The sequence below is a fragment of the Microcoleus sp. B4-C2 genome, assembly GCF_036705265.1.
Lineage (GTDB): Bacteria > Cyanobacteriota > Cyanobacteriia > Cyanobacteriales > Microcoleaceae > Microcoleus.
Map to the genome: position 1 here is coordinate 1 of NZ_JAUBUB010000075.1, position 21,815 is coordinate 21,815.

Genomic DNA, 21,815 nt, shown 5'->3' on the forward strand with positions numbered 1-21,815 from the left:
GCCCGTCCAAAAAGGACGGGCGGGACGCCCATCCCACAATAACAATTAAAATTGTAAGTTATTTAATTCGCGATCCTCAGTAACATGAGGTGCTCTCGCGGGCATAGGGCATAGGGCATAGGACTCACCCCATACCTCACCACGCTTGAGAACCGCTATAAATGTTATCGAAAGTATTAATTTTGGGGCAAGTTTATGATAATTTAATTTCCTGGTGAGATCGGGATTTGTTGTGGCTGGGTGGAGATTTGCTCAATCAACTGCTGGCCTTGCGGGTTCACCAATCACCCCAAAATCGATCGCCATTAGCCGACGATCGCCCTAAGAGTGTGAGCCGATCGTGAAATTAGCCAAAAGTTGCGAGTAGAATGGTGCAAGAGCCGATCGCTCGATCGTAGTGCACAGCGAAATATGACCCCACCGCCGCCGCCCCGCAAACCTCAAACCGTCTTGGGTGCGATTACCCAAGCAGTCCAGACTATTGCTAAGGTTAATTTTAACCAGCTAGCGCTGAAACCTAATGCCAAAGTACCCGAACTGTGGGTGCAGGATGCGGGTGCAGCTAAAGCTGAGGTTTATCCGCTGTTGGGCGATCGATATTTGTTAGGTCGATCGTCCAAATCTTCAGATATTGTAGTTCGCAATCCCGTTGTCAGTCACGTGCACTTATCCCTGTCGCGCGATACTCGGCGACGGACTCCTTTTGTCATCAAAGATGAAGACTCCACAAACGGCATTTACAATGGCAAAAGGCGAGTTAAAAGTATGTCCCTGCGTCACGGAGACGTGTTCACTTTAGGGCCGCCGGAACTAGCCGCCGCTGTCAGAATTCAATTCGTATATCCGCCGCCTTGGTATGTGCAACTTGTGCGTTACAGCTTTTATGGCGTCAGCGGAATCACCGCTTTGATTGCCGTGTTGGTAGGCATGGAATCGACAAAGTTTCAAGTGCGGCCTCTGCCAAGAAGTATCAATGGCCCCGTGATTGTTTACGCCCGCGATGGGCAAACTCCGCTGCGTCCTCCTCAGAATAACGCTCACTTAGAATTAAAGCAATTGCAGGATTTTTCGCCTTATTTATCCAAGGCGGTACTTGCTTCGGAAGACAGCCGCTACAATTGGCATTTGGGAGTAGATCCGATCGGAGTTTTGCGCGCGCTTTTGACCAATGTTCGCGGGGGAGGAATTCGCGAAGGCGGCAGCACTGTGACGCAGCAATTAGCGAGGAGTTTGTTTCGAGATTATGTGGGAACTCAAGATTCGGCGGGACGCAAGTTACGGGAAGCTGTAGTTGCCTTGAAACTGGAGAATTATTACAGCAAAGATGAGCTGTTGCTGACTTATTTGAATCGCGTGTTTTTGGGAGTTGACCTTTACGGTTTTGAGGATGCGGCTCGGTTTTATTTTGGGAAGTCGGCGAAGGATTTAACTTTGTCAGAGGCGGCAACTTTGGCAGGGATTTTGCCTGCTCCCAACAGTTTTAATCCGATTCAAAATTATCAGTTGGCGGTGCAGTATCGTGATCGAGTGATCGAACGGATGCGCGCACTGGGGACGATTTCTCAGGAAGAAGCCGATCGCGCGAGGCGATCGCGAATTGAGATCAATCCTAAAGCCCGCCAATATCTGCAAAGTACGATCGCTCCTTATTTCTACAGTTATGTATTTGACGAATTGGAGTTTTTGCTGGGGGAGCAGTTAGCCAGAGAAGGCAATTTTATTGTAGAAACAGGTTTGAATCCCGGCCTGCAAAAGTTGGCGGAAACTTCCCTCAGAAATGCTGTTGAAAATGCCGGAGCCAGTGCAGGTTTTTCTCAAGGAGCCGTGGTAACTCTCAATAGTACAACCGGGGAAGTCTTAGCTTTAGTTGGGGGCGTAGATTACTTGAAAAGTCAGTTTAATCGGGCTACCCAAGCTTTGAGACAGCCCGGTTCTACATTTAAGATTTTCAGCTATGCAGCCGCCCTGGAACAGGGAATCTCACCCGATAAAACTTATTCTTGCGCCCCCCTTTCTTGGGGCGGACAAAGTTACAGCGGCTGCGAAAGAACCAGCGGTAATGCTGATATGTATCGGGGTTTAGCACAGTCGGAAAATGCAGTTGCTTTGAGAATTGCACAAGATGTCGGTTTAGACAATGTAGTGGGAATGGCAAGACGTTTGGGAATTACTTCGGAACTGCGTTCTAACCCTGGTTTAGTATTAGGTGAAAGTGAAGTTAATGTGTTGCAATTAACGGGTGCTTTCGGGGTTTTGGCCAATCGGGGTTTGGGCAATCGTCCCCACGTAATTAAGCGAATTATTGACAGCAGCGATTGCAAAGATCGAAATGATTTTAACAGTTGCCGGGTGATTTATGAGTATCAAAAAGATGGCATTGCCAATCGGCAGTTAGTTTCGGAAGCCGTAGCGGATACGATGACTGATATGCTGCAAGGTGTGGTGCGGGGAGGTACGGGTAGCAGTGCTGCTTTGGGGTTGGGAGAAGCTGGAAAAACAGGCACGACTAATGATAATAGAGATTTGTGGTTTGTCGGTTATATTCCGAGTCAGCAACTGGTGACAGGAGTTTGGTTGGGAAATGATGATAATTCTCCGACTGCGGGAGGTAGTTCAAATGCCGCCCAGTTGTGGGGGGAATATATGCGGCAGGTGGCGCGTTAAGTCATTAGTCATTAGTCATTAGTCCTCAGTCATTAGTCATTAGTTAGTGGTTGGTTGTTAGGAATGAGAATTAAATAACTTCCACTCTTGAAAGTTGGATGGGCGTCCCGCCCGTCCTTTTTGGACGGGCGAGACGCCCATCCCACAATAACAATTAAAATTGTAAGTTATTTAATTCGCGATCCTTAGTTGTTGGCGAGCATAACTAATCGCCAAAAATAGATTTAGCAGTAAGGTGCGCGGCCGGGCGCACCCTACGAGGATTTAGGGGCAATTTTTTCGCTTATTCTACAGTCTGAGAAACTGGCCGACAGCCCGACAATATCGAGTGCAAATTGACGACATTTCCGATGACTGCGATCGCAGGTGCTGCAAATCCGATCGCCTCAACTTGCTCTACAATTGTACCCAAAGTCCCGATCAATTCTTCTTGTTCCGGCCGCGTTCCCCAGCGCACTAATGCTATGGGCGTTTCTGCACTTAATTCTGCATCTGTTAACTGGCCGATAATGTAAGGCAAATTGTGGATTCCCATGTATACTACAATGGTTTCGGAGCCACGGGCGATCGCCTGCCAATTTACCTCCGGCCGATATTTTCCCGCTGATTCGTGGCCGGTGACAAAGGTGACTGAGGAACTGTACGATCGATGTGTTAAAGGAATGCCCGCATAAGCAGGGGCCGCAATCCCAGAAGTTACACCGGGGACGACTTCTACAGAAACTCCAGCTTTTACCAACTCTTCCATTTCTTCGCCACCGCGGCCGAAGATAAACGGATCGCCGCCTTTGAGACGAACTACGATCGCATTATCTCCAGCTTTTTCTATCATTAGCTGAGTTGTTTCATCCTGCATTAACGAGTGACGCCCTTTGCGTTTTCCGGCATCAATTCGTTCTGCTTGGGGGTTGATTGCTGCCAAAATTTGAGGGCTGACTAAAGCGTCGTAAATCACCACATCCGCGCACTCTAACAAAGCTTTTCCCTTCAAAGTCATCAAACCCGGATCTCCCGGCCCCGCACCTACTAAATACACTTTTCCTAAAGACATTTTTCTTGCTTCCTTTACCTCTTCTGTGCCTCTGCGGTTCATTCTTGAATTAAATTCCCAATTAAGTCTGCTAATTGTACACTTGGGCCTAGAGGATTTGCGAGATGAAGTTCCGCCGCTGGAAATTGCTGCTTTAGCTGTGCGACATTTTTGGCGATCGCATCTGTAATTCCTCCATTAAATAAGAAGTATGGCACAATCCCTATTTGCTGCTGTCCACCACGAACCAAACTCTCAATTTGCTCTGACAAACTCGGCTTTACCGACCAATAAGCTGCCACCGCACCGAGTTGGCTGGCGATTTCCTCAACTGTCGAGTTACCTCCGGGGCGACGGCTGCCGTGAGATAATAAAATCCATTTTGGCAATAGCAGATTGGGGAGAAAAGTCACCTCTTCCATCTGACTTTTTACCAATTTTGTTAAGCCTGCTTCCTGGGAACCTAAATGCGGGCGCAATTCAATTTTTAGCTTGTCACCAAAAGTTTGTTGGGCAATTTCGACCTCTGCCGGTATGTCTTCGGCGACGTGAACACCAGGCAATAAAAATACAGGCAGGATTTGCAATTCTGTCAGTCCCAGGGACAGGGTACGTTCGCCAAAACTGCAAATTTGTTCGTGCAGCGGTGCGGGCCCTAGTTCTAAGGTGGCGGTTGCTACTGCTGGGAACGAGTCAGCCAAATTTTGAGACAGCAGTTGACCTAGGTTTTCCAAAGCTACTTGAGGTCTGGGGTCGCGGCTGCCGTGAGAAACTAATAAATAGGTGGATGAGCGCAATTTCAATATGGATTTGATGTTAATGTTCGAGCCGAATTTCAAATAATTATAACACCGTTGGGCCCGTGACTTGAAAAATACTCAACACAAAAGTTCGATATCCTACGGTGCGCGGCTTAAAAATCAATAAGGTTCAGTTAAGGAAAATTGTAGAGAAAATGTTGGGTTTCGTTCCTCAACCCAACCTACGCACTCAACACAGGGCTTAAATTTTCTAAGCCGCCCACCTTACAAAAGAAGGCGGGCGGCTGAAAAATTACTTAATACAGGGCTTAAATCTTTTAAGCCCCACACGCTAAACAACTCTCAAATTAAGCTTTTGGAGCGGGATCGGCAATGTATTTGAAAGTAGGTTCCGAGTTCCAAGGGCCGCGTTCATCCTTGCCATTTGTGGACAAGTTAAAGTAGAGATCCACAGTGGAATCTGGCGGAATATTGCCGAACATCGGATCGGTGAGTTTGCCCAGCGCTTCCAGAGCTTTCATGAACATTTGAGTGTGAGAAATTTCGCGAGTCAGCAGAAACTGCAACGTCTTTTTCGTTCCCATATCTGGTGCTAGTTTAATCAACTCTTCGTAGGTTTGGCGGGCTCCTGCTTCTGCACCGATATTAGCGCGTAAATCGCGCACCACATCGCCACCTTCGTTGACATAAGCTGCCGTCCAAGCTTGACCTTGGCTGTCCAACAAGTGTGGGCCTACGCCACGCACCGCAAACAAAGTGCTTTTGTAAGCTTCTGTTTGGTCAACGTTTTTGGTGTGCATTTCTATGAGTTGACCCACCATTTCTAAGTGGCTGAATTCTTCTATTGCAATATCTTGGAGCATATCCTTAATCCCTGCATCTTCACAGTGAAAAGACTGCACCCAGTATTGCAGAGCTGCTGTCAGTTCTCCGGTTGCTCCGCCAAACTGTTCTAGCAGCAATTGGGCAAAACGGGGGTTGGGTTGGTCTACAGTCACCGCAGCCATTAATTGTTTTTTGTGAAAAAACATGGATTGATACCTCTCTTTAATTCTGTTGCTACAGTCTGAGGATTGCAGACTTGTAGCTGTGTTCACCTTCAGCATCCATTGTGCGACAAGCGATCGCACCGAGCCTCGGTCGATGGATACATCTAGCTCAACAAATTTCTCTGCTTTCCGGTAGAGTTTAAATATGAAATTATACTTAGTGAGTCGGTAGACCGAATTACAATTTAGGAGCAGGATTATTGTCGCACTCGGTTAATTTTGCTGATAGGGCATCGAGGTGTCGCAGCCACTGAATGCCGCCAACCCAACTGCGAGAGGGGAGGTGTCCGATTGGTGCTTGCTGACTAAATTTAATCTGCCCTAAAGTAGTAGCAGAATTGTAGGTTTGCCAGTTGACCCGATCGCAAAATCTGATATAGTCTCCCTTAACGCTTTCATAAATCTCCTTTTGGACGCTGAAGCCAAACCGACCTTGACTGTAGCGCAACCAAAGGCGATCGACTGTTTGCAAATCTTCGCAGGGTAGCTGGTAAATTTGGCTAATTTCTAGCTGAGTACCCGGTGGCTGAGAAAGAGACTGACACATCAAGCCCCAAGTTTCGCGATCGGCTTCTTTCCACTTTTTGTTTGACAAAAAATCTCGCAGTTTGGTATAATCAACTCCCCGTGCAGAAATTAGGGTTGGATCGAGATTTGAAGTATTTGAAGTAACAGATAAGGGAAAAGTTTCTGCGGAATTGGCTACGGCATTTGTGGGTAAAATCGGAGAATCAGGAGTTTGTAGCGCGTTGATATCGGCCGAGTTGTCGCTATTATTAAGAGCAGGAGCGATCGGCTTTTGGGGCGAAAGCAAATTTTGATGGCGAATATCTAAAGCTGCTTTGATATCGTCCAAAACTTCCGTAGCAAAACTGTACCGCTGAGTGAGACGAGTTTGCAGCAATTTATCTAAAATTTCACCTAACTCGTCGCTAATACTCGTGGCTTTGGGGAGAAACTCGCGCCACCACCAGCGCTCGTGGTTGCAGTCGTACATATCCAAGGGAGGAACTTGCGTCATCAGGCGAATGCAAGTAACCCCTAAACTGTAAAGGTCGCTAGCAGGAAATACTTTGCCGCGCATTTGTTCTGGAGCTACATAATCTTGACTGCCGATGAGCGTTGCTGAACGGAGTATTGCTGAATCAGTCAGCAGTTTGGCAATGCCGAAATCGATCAATACGAGTTTGTTGTCCGATTGGCGGCGGATAATATTTTCAGGTTTGATGTCCCGGTGAATGACGCGCTTCTCATGGATAAATTGCAGCACGGGCAATAAGTCTTGCAGCAGTTGCCAAATTTGATTTTCATCGTAGACACTCTGGTCTAATTCTTGTTTAAGAGTCGATCCCTCTATAAACTCTTGAACTAAATAAATATGACCTTCTTGTTCAAAGCAGGCTAATAATGTGGGGATTTGCGGGTGTTTTCCGAGTTCGTCTAAACGGACGCCTTCTTGCCGAAATAATTCAACGGCTTTGTTGAAAATTTCGGGATCACGGTCGTAAAAATAAAATTGCTTGACTGCACAGGGGGGTAGAGATGGGATGTCTTCATCAATTGCTAGGAAAGTTTTACCAAATCCGCCTCTACCTAAAAGTTCAATCGGGCGATATCGCTGTCTCAGCACCAGGTTAAAGCCGCAGTTTAAGCAAAATTGTGCGGCGTTGGAGTTTTGAGGATTTTGACATTCAGGGTTCACACAGTAGCTCATATCGATTTTAGATTTTAGATTTTAGATTTTAGATTGCACAGAAGACTTTTTTTTAAACGAACCGCGAAGACGCGAAGCTGCGCGAAGGAAGAGGGAAGAGAGAAGAGAGACAAGAGGGATGGTTGATAACTCATGCAGTGTGGGATAAGCTGTCCGGCTTCTTGCGTTGTATTTTTCGGGCGGGCGGGAAACCCCACAAGCATTTCATCTGAGATGTTGCACCATTCTCAATCCGGCTTTTAGGGGCGGGCTAGAAGATCCCACCCTAAAAGAAATTCATTCTTTGTGGAACAGGCATCTTGCCTGTTCTTAAAAATGGTGTCAGAGGTGAGTTTTATCAAGCTGGACTGTAGATGCGCCTGGGCTGATAAGGCTATTTTAATGCGCGGGATCGAATCGGGACGCTGCCAAAGCTACCGAACCTAGGCCCCATGACCGAAAGCATCCAGGATACCCGCCACGTGGTTCATCCGTGGAGACATAAAAAACCTGTATCCGATAAAGGAGCCCCCGAATTTATCTCGCGCAAGTCAATGCTTCAATTCTAAAATCTAAAATCTAAAATCTAAAATCTAAAATCGATTGAGTGCTGGGGGCGAGATAATTGCCGATCGCACAGGTCGATCGCTCACCCCGATCGCACAGAGCGAAAATTGTGCTAAACTCCTACTGTGCTTGGAATTTGAGGCACCATCGATCTGTCCGGTTCAGGGACGCTCAGAAATATTTCAAAATATTTTTGCCTTACCCCTAGACTTGTGCTGAGATATGATGCTATAGTTAAAACTGATACGGCGAGCGTAGCCAAGTGGTTAAGGCAGTGGTTTGTGGTACCACCATTCGTGGGTTCAAGTCCCATCGTTCGCCCTTTTGATTCTCAACTGTTTAATTCGATCGCCCGTTGCCTGTACGGTAATTTGCGATGGTCGTAGGGTGTGCAATGCACACCTTAATTTTTTTTTGGAGGTCGCGGTTCTGTCGGCACAAGTTCCGATGTGCTAATCTTAAATCCAATCTAAAATCTAAAATCTAAAATCTAAAATCAAAATATGCCATCTTTAGTAACAGAAGATTGGGGATATAAATTTAGTGGCGATCGCACAATTAATAAGTTTATTCGGGATATAGAAGGAGAAGCGGCTTTAGGGAAATATTGCGATTGGGAATGCAAAGAGCGTGCGGAAATTCTGATGTCGGAGATAGCTGGGAAATCCCACAATCTTTTCTACGTGCGCCGCCAAAAGGTAAATGAGAGATTTTCGGAAGAAGAAATCTGGGAATTGCTCCTTGCTACGGATGGAGATGATTTTGAATTACCCCAATTGTTGCAAAAAGCCGATCGCACTTTGCGGTTGTTAGCAACTGTACGCTGTGAAGACGGAATTGGCGGTTTAAAACTGCTGGATGCTGGTTTGGTGGCGGTTCCCAGAGGGAGGAAAGATGGGTATTCTTTGCCGGTTCAGTTGCGACTTTTGGCTAAGAGTAGATCGCCAATTCCTGTAAAGTCGATCGCCCGCGTCCAACAAATGCCATTTTGGGACGACAGACACATACCAACTACGGAACAACTAAAAGTTTGGCATACTTTTTTAAATGTGGAAAAACGCATCGCGGAAGCGCGTCAATTTTGCGTGCCTTTCCGCGGTCATAATTACGGTTCCGGCTTCAAAATCGTCACTTTTGAAATTGAGCGTAATTCCGCAACTCTTGATGGCTATGAGGAAAATCCCTTAGAATTGGGCGACTTTCGCGAAAGGCTAAAAAAGGCGCGAAATGAAGAAATTATTCTGTTTGATTCGCCGCCCGGAAGCAGAAGCAGCCGAGATGGAGAGACATTGGGTAGCATCGCGGAAATTGACTTTGAACATAGTAAATTACGGATTAAGTTAGATGTTGATTTAGGATCTCGCATGGCGGGCGGCAGATATCAAATGCCCAAACAAGGATTCTTGTATTTTGAGGCGGCGGGCGATATCAGTCAGATTGAACGCAAGAAAAAAGCTTTAAAAATGCTGACAGATGGCCGCGCTCAAAATCCCTATTTGAGTGAGTTTTTATTCGACTCTTCTCAGGCGAGAATGCCCGAAAAACTGATTAAATTGGATCGGGAAAACTTATTAAATCGCAATGCTAATGACGACCAACTTGCGGCCGTAGAAACGGTGCTTTCGGCGCGGGATTTAATTTTGATTCAAGGGCCGCCGGGAACGGGCAAAACGACTGTGATTGCGGAGATTTGCTATCAAATTGCCCGTCAGGGTGGCAAAACGCTCATTGCTTCGCAAGCAAATTTGGCTGTAGACAATGCTTTGAGTCGGTTAGTTCACAATCCGGCGATTCGGGCTTTGCGGAAAGGAAAAGCTCATAAGGTGCAGGAAGAAGGGCAGCCGTTTTTAGAGGAAAATGCGATCGGCACTTGGCTGCAAAATACGGCGACTGACTGCGAAGAAAAGCTCTCGCAGCGCCTGACTAATATCACATCTTTGCGGCAGTTGGTGGCAGAATCAGAGCGATTTACCGCCTACTGTGCCGCAGAGAGAGATTTTTTTAATGAGCTCAAACATCTGCACGACAGTCAAGCAAGTATTGAGGAAAAATGCAGTCAGCAAGCAGCAGCTTATGAAGAGGCTTTAACCAAAAAAAGCGAGATTGAATCTCTAGTTAGTGGGCTAGAAAGTTTGCTGGATGCGCCGAATGTCAACTGGGAATCTCCAGAAGTTGCCGAGTTTATGCCCCGACTAAAACCCTATTCAGAAGGCAATGTTTTAGTAGAAAACTTTATGGCAAATGTGCGGATTGCCGCTAGCAATGCTATTCAAATAGGGTTCGATCGCCCTGCTTGCGGCGCGTTTGGGATTGCGGTTTGGCTGCAGGAAACTGTAGCAGCGCAAATATCGGAATTTAAGACGGCATTCGATCGCGCGGATGATGTTTGTCACGCTATGTCGGCGGTTGCGGAGTCGTTGCGGGTGTCGCGGCAGATGTCGGATGCTGTGAATCAACTCGAATTGGGCGATCGGCAAAATCAGACGCACCGCCACAATCTCGAACAGAAAATCAAGAATTTGGAACTGCGAAAAGCGGAAATTGCAGCCGTTGTCGTCGCCGTTGCACAGTGGATTGAGACAGCAGATACGGGGCTCTATGAAGTCGTGAAAACTTGCTGGGAAACGGGCGCAATGCTGACGGATGATATGGTAGAATTGCCCGCAGGATTGCTGAAAATTGCCCGATCGCTCAAATTGCCGATCGTGCCGCCCAAATGCAAAATCAATTTGCCCGATTTAGATCGGTTGCAAAAGGCGATATCCCACGAAGAAAGCGCAGGTTTTAAGGATATACAAGGGCAACAATTTCGGTTTAGCGAGTTTTTGCACCTAAATTTGAGTCAAACGCCGATCGTGCTCTCTGCGGGCGATCGTACACAGTGGCAGCAACTAGCTAAAGACTTCGCCAGCTACTCCCAAGTCAGCCAAAGTCAGCGCAAATTTATCATCGAAAAAGCAGCGACTTTCTTAGCTAGCATTCAACAATTTTACAGTCAATCCTTGCACCCAAATCATATCCAGGCTACCTTCGATCGCCTAGTCAAAGAATTGCTGCACAGTATCCTCGCAAACGCCCGTCAGTGCGTGGTTCCCCTGAAAACCGAAACCGAACAGCAGCTTATCAAACAGCAACAGTTATTAGATAAAATCGGTCAAACCTTGAGCCAGCAGCAAATATCCGCCGCTAAACTTCAGGTAGAAACAGCGCAGCAAGAGGCAAACTTAAAAATTAGCGAAGTTACTACTTTGTTGCAAGCAATTGTCCAACAGCCAAACGTACCTGAAAAATTGCGAATTTTATCCGAACAATATCTCGCCCAAAAATCGAATATTTGGGAGCAACCGCAGCAGTTTGTCAAGCAAGTTGAGGCTTGGAAATCAACCACGATTCAGCTTGAGAAATCCATTGCTGACTTAGACCCTTTTGGGGTTTTGGAAACCATCAAAAACACTCTTGACGAGCATTTATCCCCGCTGCAAATTGCGGCGGCAACTTCGCAGCAGCAACTCGCCGAACTTCAAACAGAATTGAGCGAAATTAATGCTCAACTGCAACAGCAGCAACCAACAGCAGCATTACTTGTCGAGAGAAATTGGTGGGAGTCAGCATGGCAAACTATCCCGACTCAATATCAGCCAGAAGTTCCGAATACAGGATTATTCACCGTAGCTTTTTTGAACAAAATTAAGCGTTTATTCAAAACTTGGCAACGTAAATTAGAACAAGAAGAAACCGCACTAAATCGCTCTCAAACGTTTGTGACAGATTGGATTCAAAAACTCCGCAATCCATCAGAAAAAGACCGCAACGATTTAAAGCAAATTTATATTGACAATGCCAACGTGATCGGCATTACTTGCGTGCAAGCTGCTAGTTTCGATTTTACTAAAAACTTTCCCAGCTTTGATGCAGTTATCATTGACGAAGTTAGCAAATGCACTCCGCCAGAGTTATTAATCCCTGCTTTGAAAGGCAGAAAGTTAGTATTAGTGGGCGATCACAGGCAATTGCCGCCGATGTTTAATCAAAGTACGATCGACGATATTGCCGAAGACATCGGCTGTACCGGAGACGAACTTAACTTTATCAAAGAATCGCTGTTCAAAGTTTTGTTTGAAAATGCCAGCGACAGCATCAAAAAAATGCTGACAACTCAATACCGAATGCACCCGCAAATCATGGGCGCAATCAATCAGTTTTACCAGCAAAAGCTCAACTGTGGCATTCAGGAAGCTGACACCAAACGCGCCCACAACCTCGCAGGTAGAATCATTCAAGAAAATAATCACATTCTGTGGGTGAAAACGCCCATTGGACAAGGGTTTGAAGAGGAAAAACAGGGTACTTCGCGGTTGAATGTCAAGGAGATTGATGCGATCGAGCGTTTGTGCGAACAAATGGAGATAGCTTGGCAGCCCAAAGTTGCCGACGGTGAACCACCGAAAGAAATCGGAATTATCACTTTTTATGCTGCTCAATTAAATGCAATTAAAGACAGAATCGAAGGCGAAAGATTCCCAGCTTTGAGCATCCGTACTGGTACGGTTGACATATTTCAAGGCATGGAAAGACCTGTAATTATTGTCAGCACAGTGTGCAATAATGTTAGGGGCGATATTGGATTTGCTAAGGAACCGGAACGGGTGAATGTGGCATTTTCCCGCGCTCAAGAATTGCTGGTAGTTGTCGGCTGCCACGATTTATTTACCCAACAAACAGGTACAGTGGGAAAAATGTATCAGGAAGTTTCAAAAACGGTGCGTCACTGCGGAGGTTTTGTAGATGTTTCTAGCGTCCTCAACTAAATCCATAGACTCGAATTTAAGTTCGCTAGCCGAACAAATTGAGCAACAAAATCCGGGTTTGTCTGTGTTGGCGGCGCGTCAATTCCGCTTCGCAATCCGGCAAACTCCGCTGGAGGTGGCGATTAGCGAACCGCGCGAGTTTAACGTGTTGGAAGAGTTCATTTTGCGGGCGGGTGTTGAGTTTGAACCTGCGCCAACTTTGAAGGAATTGGCTGATTTGCTGGGGTTGGACGAGATTTTTGTGAAGACTACGGCGGCTACTCTGGTTAGTTTGGAAAGCTTGGAGGTGGCTGAAAATGGGAAAATTGCGATCGCCCCACAAGGGAGAAATTTTTTCGAGAAAGGTGCGGTTAGTCGATCGCAAATTCAATCACTTTATGCCATTTCCGATCCGCTGAATCAAACTCTTACCTTCAAGTTCGATGCTTTAGCGGCCGAATCTGTCAACTTACCCGATTTAGCAGATTTAGTATCGCTCGAACATAAAATTACTGACCTTGCGGATTTAAGTATAGCAGAAATCCAGCCGTTAATTCAAGATTCCGGCTTAGGAATTCACGCCCCACAAAACGGCAAAATTGTCTCTGCTTGCGATGTCGTCGGCGACGATTTAGATATTTGGCAAACAGTCTCGGTTTTTGTGTTGCTAGATGCGATCGAAAATAAAACTACTATTCAAGTCCGACAGGGAAAACAAATATTAGAAACTGCTTCAAACTTGCTAAACGAACTTGAATCGCAACAAAAACTTTCCTTAAATGACTTTTGTAACTCAACCTCAGATATCGCACAGCAAGAATTAGAGACAATCCCGGTTCCGAAAACTCCTAAAAAGCTATCTAAGAAGAAACCCAAGTAAACGATATGATGAAATCTAAAGTCCTGATTACGAACTGGTTTGTAATCAGGACTAAAGTCCTGATTAACTGATATCTTGCACCCTTCTCAATTACTTGTTTAGGAACGGGCTCTCCGGCCCATTCCACAATAAAATCAAGTTTTGTGGAACGGGCCGGAGAGCCCGTTCTTGAAAAGATTACAACATAATATAAGTATTAACAAACAAATGAGGTAATTGTGCAATGGACAAACTAGCTCAATATCGTCAATATGTTCAGACATTAATGAGCCGTTATTCTAAAAAAGTTTTAGACGGCTCTTTAGCAACTAAATTTGGCTGCATTCCCGCCGAAAAACCGAATTCCGCCTCTCGACGGCGCACCCCCATCAATTCAGCGCGAGTGACGGGCTGGGTAGGTTTAAAAGTTCCATCTTGATAGCCGCTAACTATCTTGTTGTCCCGCGCAAATAGAAGTTTTCCGGCACTCCAGTGGGAAATAGGAACGTCGCTATAGGGACGGATAGAAACATGGCTAGGAAAGGTGATATTACCACATTGTATTCCTTTCAAAGATTCCCAAACTAAAGATACCAATTGCTCTCTGGTAACAGCAAATTGCGATCGAAAGGTATTATTTTGAAAAAACCGGGCTACAAACCCAAAGCCCACAGCTTCTTTAATTTCGGAAGCGTAGATATCATCGGTAGCTATCTCCGAGTTGTAGAAAAGCTAGTATTGTCTACGGTATTGGTATTTCCTGCGGTATTGGCTGCGGTATTGGCTGCGGTATTGGCTGCGGTATTGGCTGCGGTATTGGCTGCGGTATTGGTATTGGTATTGGCTGCGGTATTACTTCGGTATTGCCTCCGGTATTGCCTCCGGTATTGCCAATTTCTTCCGGTGCGGGTTGATTGGTAGTGAAATAAAAGTGACCTAATGTGCGGCCTTGATAAGCTCTTTTGCTCAAGCGCCAAGCAGGATCGAGAGTGATTTTCATAAATTCGTTAGCATCGCCATTTGTGCGGCCTATCACCACCGATTTACCTTGGTAATCTACGGGAGTTCCAATTAGTAGAACATTGCCATCAACAATTTCCAAAGTCAGGGCGTATTTTAATGCTAAATCGGTGCCTGCCATGCGAATTGAAAAGCCGTTGCTGTCTGTTGCGCGACCACAAATACCGGTGAAATCAAAACTAACTAATAATGGATCGACTTTCACGGGATTAGAGCCACTTTCGCTCCAGCATTGTCGCGTGTTAGATACCTGTTCTACAATTAGCAATTGGTAGCCGCCGGAAGGGCGGGGTTGGGCGATGACAATTACTCGGTCTTGGTTAATTTCGGTTTCGTCAAAAGTAAATGCTTTAGCCGAACCGATCGCGCCAAGTGTTAAAATTGCTGAACCTGCCAGTGCGGCCACTGTTCGTACAAGTGAATGTTTCATGATTTTTCCCTATTGGCTCCTTATTGTGATGAGACTTATCTAGAATATAAAAAAGTCGCCCTCTTCCAACAACAAGATAGAATTTTACCATCTCTTGTTCCGGTGGTACCAAGTGCGATCGATCGGCGATCGTCAAATTGGTTCGTAGTGAAAACTCAAGTCCGAGCGAATTGTATGAGGACTTGAGTCCTCACTACAAAGTTATAACCGTTATTTTACCTAGGAAATTGATAAGCTGTTCGGCATCTAAATTGTATTTTCCGGGCGGGCGGGACGCCCACTCCACAAGAATTTGAGGGAACTTGACAGTAAAATTTAGATGAGCCTGGGCTGATTACTTGCGGGAAACGATCGCACTATTGGGCCAAAAAACGGTGCGTTACACTCTTGTTAACGCACCCTCAAACAAACATTCAAAAAGTGTCTTTGCCCTCTAGCGGAACATACTGCTAACAGAACTATCTTCGTGAATCCGCCAAATAGTTTCTCCGAGCAAATTGGCTACCGAAAGCACCGTCAACTGCTCAAAACGGTTTTCTTCCGGTACAGGAATTGTATTCGTAACAATTACCTCTTCCAAAACCCCGCTAGACAAACGCTCGATGGCTGGAGGCGAAAACACCGCATGAGTAGCACAAGCATAAACCTGCCTCGCACCCTCGTGGCGCAACAATCTCGCGCCCTCAGAAATCGTGCCGGCAGTATCGATCATGTCGTCCACCAACACAGCAGTTTTCCCCCTGACATCACCGATGAGGTTCATCACTTCGGCGACGTTGTGAGCTTGGCGGCGCTTGTCAATAATTGCCAGGGGAGCATCACCAAGCTTTTTGGCAAAAGCTCTCGCCCTAGCGACTCCGCCAACATCCGGCGAAACCACAACAATATCCGTCAATTGCTTGCTCGCCAGATAATCCAAAAGCACCGGCGAACCGTAAACGTGATCGAAAGGAATGTCAAAATAACCTTGAATTTGAGCCGAGTGCAAATCCATCGCCAAAATGCGACCTGCCCCAGCTTCCGTAATCAAATTAGCCACTAATTTTGCCGTAATCGACTCTCTTCCGGCCGTTTTGCGGTCAGCCCTAGCATATCCGTAATAGGGAATGACAGCAGTAATTTGTCTAGCCGAAGCGCGGCGACAAGCATCGATCATAATTAACAATTCCATCAGGCGATCGTTTACCGGACAGCAAGTTGGCTGAATCAAGTAAACATCGCAACCCCGAATCGATTCTTGAATTTGAACGTAGAGTTCCCCATCAGCAAACCGCTTGCGAACCATCGGCCCCAAATCAATCCCCAGATAGCGAGCCACCTCTTGGGCGAGGGGAATATTAGCAGAACCGGAGAACAGCCGCAGACGGTCATGAGCGGAAACCGGCGGCTCGGGAAGCGGAAGCGGTAAAGTAGCAGAACGGATCACAGCAGGCCTCTTGCAGGACGTTTATTCCATCGCTATCTTACCATCTGAAACTAGAAATATTCAGCCAATTTTTTAATAGATTTAACTTTCGAGGCGACCACAAGTGTGAAGTTAGGCGAATTGAATAGGACTTGCAGAAATATGTCCGAGAAACCGGGTTTCTAGCCCTCTTTCGGCACCCTCAACGGTCACAATCGGTTTTTACTTATTTTTATCCACCCATAAAACTATAAGTTATACTATAATACCGTACATTAACGGATAAATTACTTTTTAAAGGCATAATTTATTACTGTAAAGATCAAGCATTCTGCGTAATTATGCTGTGTGACAGCCCAGCGTGCGGAATGTGGGTTCTAGCGCTCTCTGTAATGGCAGAAGTACGATCGCACTGGTGTCCCTGGGTCTAAAAGTTCTACCGTGAGTCAATTTGGGGCTGAGGCGGGAAGTCTAGCGGCCCAAAATTCAGTCGAAAGTCGAAGGCATCCGGGTTCCATGCGATAAAAAAGCCACCAACAGGCAATAAACTTGAAAAATACTGTAAAAAAAGTTAAGAATCGGAAGCATACTTCAGATTTTTGAGATCGGGCAAAGCAAGGTAGAAATCGATGAGCTTAAGAGAACGCATTGACGCAGAAATCAAAGCAGCCATGAAGTCCAAGGACAAAGTTCGCTTGGAAACAGTTCGCGGCATCAAGAAATTTATTCTCGAAAAAGAAGTCAGCCTCCGTCCCTCCGGGCAAGAAACGCTGACAGAAGCTCAAGAAATGGAAATTTTGATGCAAATAGCCAAACAGCGCCGGGATTCGATCGAACAATACCGCAAAGGTGGCCGCGAAGATTTAGTGGCACAAGAGGAGGCGGAGTTGGCAATTGTTGAAGAGTATTTGCCGGCGCAGATGTCAGACGAAGAGGTGAGTCAAGTAGTTGACGAAGTGATTGCTTCGGTTGGCGCTACTTCTGCAAAAGATATGGGCAAGGTGATGGGCAAGGCAATGCAGCAGCTTAAGGGCAAAGCAGACGGTAACAGAATTCAAGACATGGTGAAAGCAAAGCTTAGTCCTTAGTCAGTAGTCAGTAGTCAGTAGTCAGTAGTCAGTAGTCAGTAGACATCTCCCATAAATAATCTCAAGCTTTATAGAGATGTAGGGCTTAGGTCGGGGGCGACAATTTATTAGGGCTAAGGCCAAAAAACCCGGTTTCTACGAAAAATCGTGCATTTCTCCCTTGAGATATTGACGCAGAAACCGGGTTTTTGATCGGATCTGCAGGTGGCAACCTCTGTGTTTTCGTGAAAAAACCCGGTTTCTGACCATCATTGCGTCCAAGAATGTCATAAAAAATGTAAAATACTAACTTTGGTCGGGACTGGGGACTACAGATAGTGAAGTATGCTCAAGAGCATTAAAGACCTAGCATTACTAAGTCTGTGAGCGATCGTCTATTTTTTAACAGTTTCTACTTAAACTTATGCAGCCACCTATTGCTATTGGAACTCTCCTACAAAACCGCTACCGCTTGGTGAATATTTTAGGTCAAGGAGGATTTGGCCGGACTTATTTAGTAGAAGATTTGGGACGGTTTCAAGAACGGTGCGCCCTGAAGGAATTGATCCCGGTGCAAAGCGGGCCATACGTTTTGGAAAAATCGAAGGAATTGTTCCAAAGAGAGGCGGCAATACTTTACCAAATTGGGCACCCACAAATTCCCCAGTTTCGAGCAATATTTGAAGAGAACCAGCGTTTGTTTTTAGTGCAGGATTACGTGGAAGGGATGACTTACCGCGAACTGTTGCTCGATCGAACTTCAAAGGGTCGCACCTTCACCGAAGCCGAAGTCTTGGTATTTATCCGGCAAATGCTGCCGGTACTGGCTCACATCCACGCCCGCGGCATCATCCACCGCGACATCTCCCCAGAAAATATAATTCGGCGCGAAAACGACCAGTTGCCGGTGCTGATTGACTTTGGAGTGGTGAAGGAACTCGCCACCAAAGTCCAGTCTCCCGAAGGAACAGCCCACGCAACCACTGTCGGTAAAATCGGCTACGCGCCGATGGAACAGTTGCAAAGCGGGCGGGCAACAGCCAGCAGCGACCTCTACGCTTTAGCCGTAACGGCGATCGTCCTGCTGACAGGCAAAGAACCGCAGGAATTGCTCGATCAAACAACGCTGCAGTGGAATTGGCAGCAGCAAGCGCAGGTGAGCACGGGTTTGGCTTTGGTGCTAAATCGGATGTTGAGCCGATCTCCGGGCGATCGATATCAATCTGTCAGCGAAGTCGCCCAAGCACTCGACGCCCAAACTAATCCTAAACCTAGCCAGCCAACTGTACCGCCCGCGCCAGTAGTGGTGCAGACAAACCCTTCGCTAATAGCAACGGTGGCCGTGGGCAGGCCGCCAGAGCCCGTCGCCCAGAGTTCCCCCCCGCCAAACCAGCCAGACCCGTTAAGTGAGCCTGTTGGGGGCTCTTTTTGGGACAATCCCATCGCTGCGATCGGACTGCTGGCCGGCTTAGTAATCTTGACGGGCTTTGGTTCCTGGGCTTTAGTCGGCTCATTTCTCAACAATTCGCGCCCCAAACCCACTCCGACACCGCCAGCACTTACAAGTCCGACGCCGACACTAACTCCGGTACCAAACCCGCTACCTTTGCCAACCCCAACCCCGCAACCTTTGGCAACCCCAAGCCCAGAACCTGTGCCAGAACCAAGCCCAGAACCTTTGCCGGAACCAACCCTAGAACCTTTGCCGGAACCAAGCCCAGAACCTTTACCAGAACCGAACCCAGAACCTTTGCCTGAACCAAGCCCAGAACCTTTACCAGAACCAAGCCCAGAACCAAGCCCAGCGCCAACTCCGACCCCAGCGCCGACTCCAGCGCCGACTCCAGCGCCCAAACCGGCGCCCAAACCGGCGCCCGCACCCAAACCAACACCCGCGCCGTCGCCAACACCGTCGCCAACACCAGCACCAACTCCCGCGCCAACACCGGAACCTGCCCCAACTCCCGCGCCCTCGCCGGAACCAGCGCCAACACCGGAACCATCGCCGGAACCGGAACCAACTCCTGCACCGTCGCCGGAACCGGAACCGGAACCCGCGCCGGAACCGGAACCAGCACCAACACCCGCACCATCGCCCGAACTATAAACTTCTGGCAAAATTCCCCTAGACTGAGGTTGAGGCCAATTACTTGTTAGCTATTTGCCAATGAACTCGCTGCTAATTGCTGGAACTGATACCGACGCGGGCAAAACTGTTTTGACCACCGCTCTGGCTGCTTATTGGCAAATGTATTTTCCCGATCGCAGTTTGGGAATTATGAAACTCATGCAAACAGGAACGGGCGATCGCGAACTCTACACCCGTTTGTTTTCCCTCGACCAATCCCCCGAAGAACTCAATCCGCTGCACTTTGATGCGCCTCTAGCACCACCAATTGCAGCCGAACGGGAGGGGAGACGTATCGAACTCGAAAAGGTCTGGACAGCGTGGCAAAGCCTCTCTGAACGCAAGGATTTTGTGTTGGTGGAAGCTTTGGGAGGGCTGGGATCGCCTGTAACGTGGGAACTGACGGTGGCCGATATTGCTAGGGATTGGCGGCTGAGAGGGGTTTTGGTAGTACCTGTGAAGTTGGGGGCGATCGGGCAAGCTGTGGCAAATGTTGCTCTCGCCAAACACACTGGTTTTAAGCTCAGAGGAATTGTGCTCAATTGCGTTAAAGCTTATTCTGAACAAGAAATTGCCGATTTAGCGCCCGTTGATTTGATCCAGTCGCTGACTCAAATACCTGTGTTGGGTATTTTGCCGCATTTAGATGACCCGACTGACCTTGCTAAATTAGCTAAAATTGCTTCAGATTTAGATTTAGAACAGTTACTGCCAGGGGTTAATTTAGTTCCTCAGACTTCTAAATAACCCTATTCTCAACACATCTCTTTCTCATTCTTCTCGAACTCTGCGTACTCTGCGTCCTCTGTGGTTAAAAACTAAGATTTTATTTTAACCGCAGAGAGCGCAGAGAGCACAGAGAAAGAAAAGAGAGAGTTTTACAAATTGCTATAAGGAGAATAAAAAATGGTTTCTACTTTACCGAATTTAACCTCTGTCGATTTATCTCAGTTGCGGCTGGAAATTAGAAATTTGCAGCCTCAGCTAGTTGAATGGCGTCGCCTTTTGCATCAAAGGCCGGAGTTGAGTTTTGATGAAAATTTAACGGCGCAGTTTATCTCACAAAAGTTGCAGGAATGGGGAATAGATCATGAAACTAATATTGCTCAAACTGGTATTGTCGCCACTATAGACAGCGGCAAACCGGGGCGGGTTTTGGCAATTCGGGCTGATATGGATGCTTTGCCGATTCAAGAGGAAAATGAGGTGGATTATCGATCGCAGCATGATGGAATTATGCACGCTTGCGGCCACGACGGCCACATTGCGATCGCCCTTGGTACTGTTTGTTATCTGGCAAAGCACAAACACAGCTTTTCGGGTAAAGTAAAATTTATCTTTCAGCCCGCCGAAGAAGGGCCAGGGGGGGCAAAACCGATGATTGAGGCGGGTGTTTTGAAGAATCCTGATGTTGATGCGATCGTCGGCTTGCATTTGTGGAACAATCTACCTTTGGGCACTGTAGGCGTCCGCAGCGGCGCGCTGATGGCGGCTGTCGAAGTTTTTGACTGCACGATTTTTGGCAAAGGTGGACACGGCGGAATGCCACATCAGACTGTAGATGCGATCGTAGTTACAGCCCAAATTGTCAGCGCTTTGCAGGCAATTGTCGCGCGGAACATTGACCCGATCGACTCAGCGGTAGTAACTGTCGGCAAATTCCACGCAGGCCACACCCACAACGTCATTGCCGATACCGCTCAAATCGGTGGTACGGTGCGCTATTTCAATCCAGCATATCAAGGTTATTTTGCAAACCGAATCGAGCAAGTAATTGCTGGAATTTGTCAGAGTCACGGCGCTAATTACCAATTAGATTATTGTGCGCTTTATCCGCCAGTTATTAATGATTCGAGAATAGCTGAATTGGTGCGCGACGTGGCAGAAGCAGTTGTCGAAACTCCGGCGGGAATCGTTCCAGAATGTCAAACAATGGGCGGCGAGGATATGTCGTTCTTTTTGCAAGAAGTCCCCGGTTGCTATTTCTTTTTGGGTTCAGCAAATCCAGAGAAAAACTTGGCTTACCCGCACCATCACCCGCGTTTTGATTTTGATGAAACTGCGCTGGGGATGGGTGTAGAAATGTTTGTGCGCTGCGTGGAAAAGTTTTGCGTGATGTAAATCAGGCTTTTAGGGGCGGGCTAGAAGCCCAACCCCTACTCCCCACAAGAAAATTTAGTTTTTCTAGAACAAGCAAATTCATATCTTGTGGAACAGGCATCTTGCCTGTTCCTGAGAATGGTACAACATCTCACATCTTGCACCATCCTCGATAAGCCTTTTAGGGGCGGGCTAGAAGCCCAACCCCTACTCCCCACAAGAAAATTTAGTTTTTCTAGAACAAGCAAATTCATA

At 47.0% G+C, this 21,815-nt stretch carries 15 protein-coding genes and 1 tRNA gene; 9 read left to right on the forward strand and 7 right to left on the reverse strand.

Annotated features, from left to right (window positions below; translation table 11 throughout):
* The first annotated feature begins 411 nt into the window (after nucleotides 1–411).
* Complete coding sequence (locus QUB20_RS20185) at nucleotides 412–2,664, forward strand: PBP1A family penicillin-binding protein (RefSeq protein ID WP_333248767.1); 2,253 nt, start codon at nucleotides 412–414, stop codon at nucleotides 2,662–2,664.
* Between the two features lie 283 nt (nucleotides 2,665–2,947).
* On the opposite strand, the gene cobA is transcribed toward QUB20_RS20185, so the two are convergent.
* From cobA to QUB20_RS20205, 4 genes are all read right to left on the reverse strand, one after another.
* A complete protein-coding gene (gene cobA, locus QUB20_RS20190) occupies nucleotides 2,948–3,757 on the reverse strand; it encodes a uroporphyrinogen-III C-methyltransferase (protein WP_333248771.1) in 810 nt (269 codons plus the stop codon).
* Nucleotides 3,754–4,497 (reverse strand): sirohydrochlorin chelatase, encoded by a 744-nt coding sequence (locus QUB20_RS20195; protein ID WP_333248773.1) that lies wholly within the window; start codon nucleotides 4,495–4,497, stop codon nucleotides 3,754–3,756. The genes cobA and QUB20_RS20195 overlap by 4 nt, the downstream gene beginning before the upstream one ends.
* A 305-nt stretch (nucleotides 4,498–4,802) precedes the next feature.
* Nucleotides 4,803–5,486: a manganese catalase family protein gene (locus tag QUB20_RS20200; protein WP_333244885.1), complete on the reverse strand. Its 684-nt coding sequence runs from the start codon at nucleotides 5,484–5,486 to the stop codon at nucleotides 4,803–4,805.
* Between the two features lie 196 nt (nucleotides 5,487–5,682).
* A complete protein-coding gene (locus tag QUB20_RS20205) occupies nucleotides 5,683–7,218 on the reverse strand; it encodes a serine/threonine-protein kinase (RefSeq protein ID WP_333248776.1) in 1,536 nt (511 codons plus the stop codon).
* Between the two features lie 582 nt (nucleotides 7,219–7,800).
* On the opposite strand from QUB20_RS20205, the gene QUB20_RS20210 reads away from it, so the two are divergent.
* The 4 genes from QUB20_RS20210 (at nucleotide 7,801) to QUB20_RS20225 (ending at nucleotide 13,431) form a co-directional block, all read left to right on the forward strand.
* Entirely contained in the window at nucleotides 7,801–7,983 is a 183-nt protein-coding gene (locus QUB20_RS20210) for a hypothetical protein (RefSeq protein WP_333248778.1), read from the forward strand.
* Between the two features lie 29 nt (nucleotides 7,984–8,012).
* Nucleotides 8,013–8,085 (forward strand) — tRNA-His (locus QUB20_RS20215).
* Between the two features lie 182 nt (nucleotides 8,086–8,267).
* Complete coding sequence (locus QUB20_RS20220; protein WP_333248780.1) at nucleotides 8,268–12,572, forward strand: AAA domain-containing protein; 4,305 nt, start codon at nucleotides 8,268–8,270, stop codon at nucleotides 12,570–12,572.
* A complete protein-coding gene (locus tag QUB20_RS20225; RefSeq protein WP_333248783.1) occupies nucleotides 12,550–13,431 on the forward strand; it encodes a hypothetical protein in 882 nt (293 codons plus the stop codon). The genes QUB20_RS20220 and QUB20_RS20225 overlap by 23 nt, the downstream gene beginning before the upstream one ends.
* Before the next feature lie 273 nt (nucleotides 13,432–13,704).
* Here the strand turns inward: QUB20_RS20225 and QUB20_RS20230 are convergent, their stop codons facing one another.
* From QUB20_RS20230 to QUB20_RS20240, 3 genes are all read right to left on the reverse strand, one after another.
* Nucleotides 13,705–14,082: an S-layer homology domain-containing protein gene (locus tag QUB20_RS20230; RefSeq protein WP_333248787.1), complete on the reverse strand. Its 378-nt coding sequence runs from the start codon at nucleotides 14,080–14,082 to the stop codon at nucleotides 13,705–13,707.
* Between the two features lie 70 nt (nucleotides 14,083–14,152).
* Nucleotides 14,153–14,860, reverse strand: coding sequence for a DUF3747 domain-containing protein (locus QUB20_RS20235; RefSeq protein WP_333248789.1), 708 nt, complete (start codon nucleotides 14,858–14,860; stop codon nucleotides 14,153–14,155).
* 433 nt (nucleotides 14,861–15,293) lie between these two features.
* Entirely contained in the window at nucleotides 15,294–16,286 is a 993-nt protein-coding gene (locus QUB20_RS20240) for a ribose-phosphate pyrophosphokinase (RefSeq protein ID WP_333244908.1), read from the reverse strand.
* Between the two features lie 608 nt (nucleotides 16,287–16,894).
* Here QUB20_RS20240 and QUB20_RS20245 point away from each other — a divergent pair.
* The 4 genes from QUB20_RS20245 to QUB20_RS20260 all read left to right on the forward strand — a co-directional run bounded on the left by QUB20_RS20245 (nucleotide 16,895) and on the right by QUB20_RS20260 (nucleotide 21,581).
* Nucleotides 16,895–17,353, forward strand: coding sequence for a GatB/YqeY domain-containing protein (locus tag QUB20_RS20245; protein WP_333207777.1), 459 nt, complete (start codon nucleotides 16,895–16,897; stop codon nucleotides 17,351–17,353).
* A gap of 403 nt (nucleotides 17,354–17,756) precedes the next feature.
* On the forward strand, nucleotides 17,757–19,439 hold the full coding sequence (locus tag QUB20_RS20250; protein WP_333248792.1) for a serine/threonine-protein kinase: 1,683 nt from the start codon (nucleotides 17,757–17,759) through the stop codon (nucleotides 19,437–19,439).
* Between the two features lie 60 nt (nucleotides 19,440–19,499).
* Nucleotides 19,500–20,207: a dethiobiotin synthase gene (gene bioD / locus QUB20_RS20255; RefSeq protein WP_333207779.1), complete on the forward strand. Its 708-nt coding sequence runs from the start codon at nucleotides 19,500–19,502 to the stop codon at nucleotides 20,205–20,207.
* A gap of 159 nt (nucleotides 20,208–20,366) precedes the next feature.
* Complete coding sequence (locus tag QUB20_RS20260) at nucleotides 20,367–21,581, forward strand: M20 family metallopeptidase (protein ID WP_333248795.1); 1,215 nt, start codon at nucleotides 20,367–20,369, stop codon at nucleotides 21,579–21,581.
* The last annotated feature ends 234 nt before the right edge of the window (nucleotides 21,582–21,815 follow it).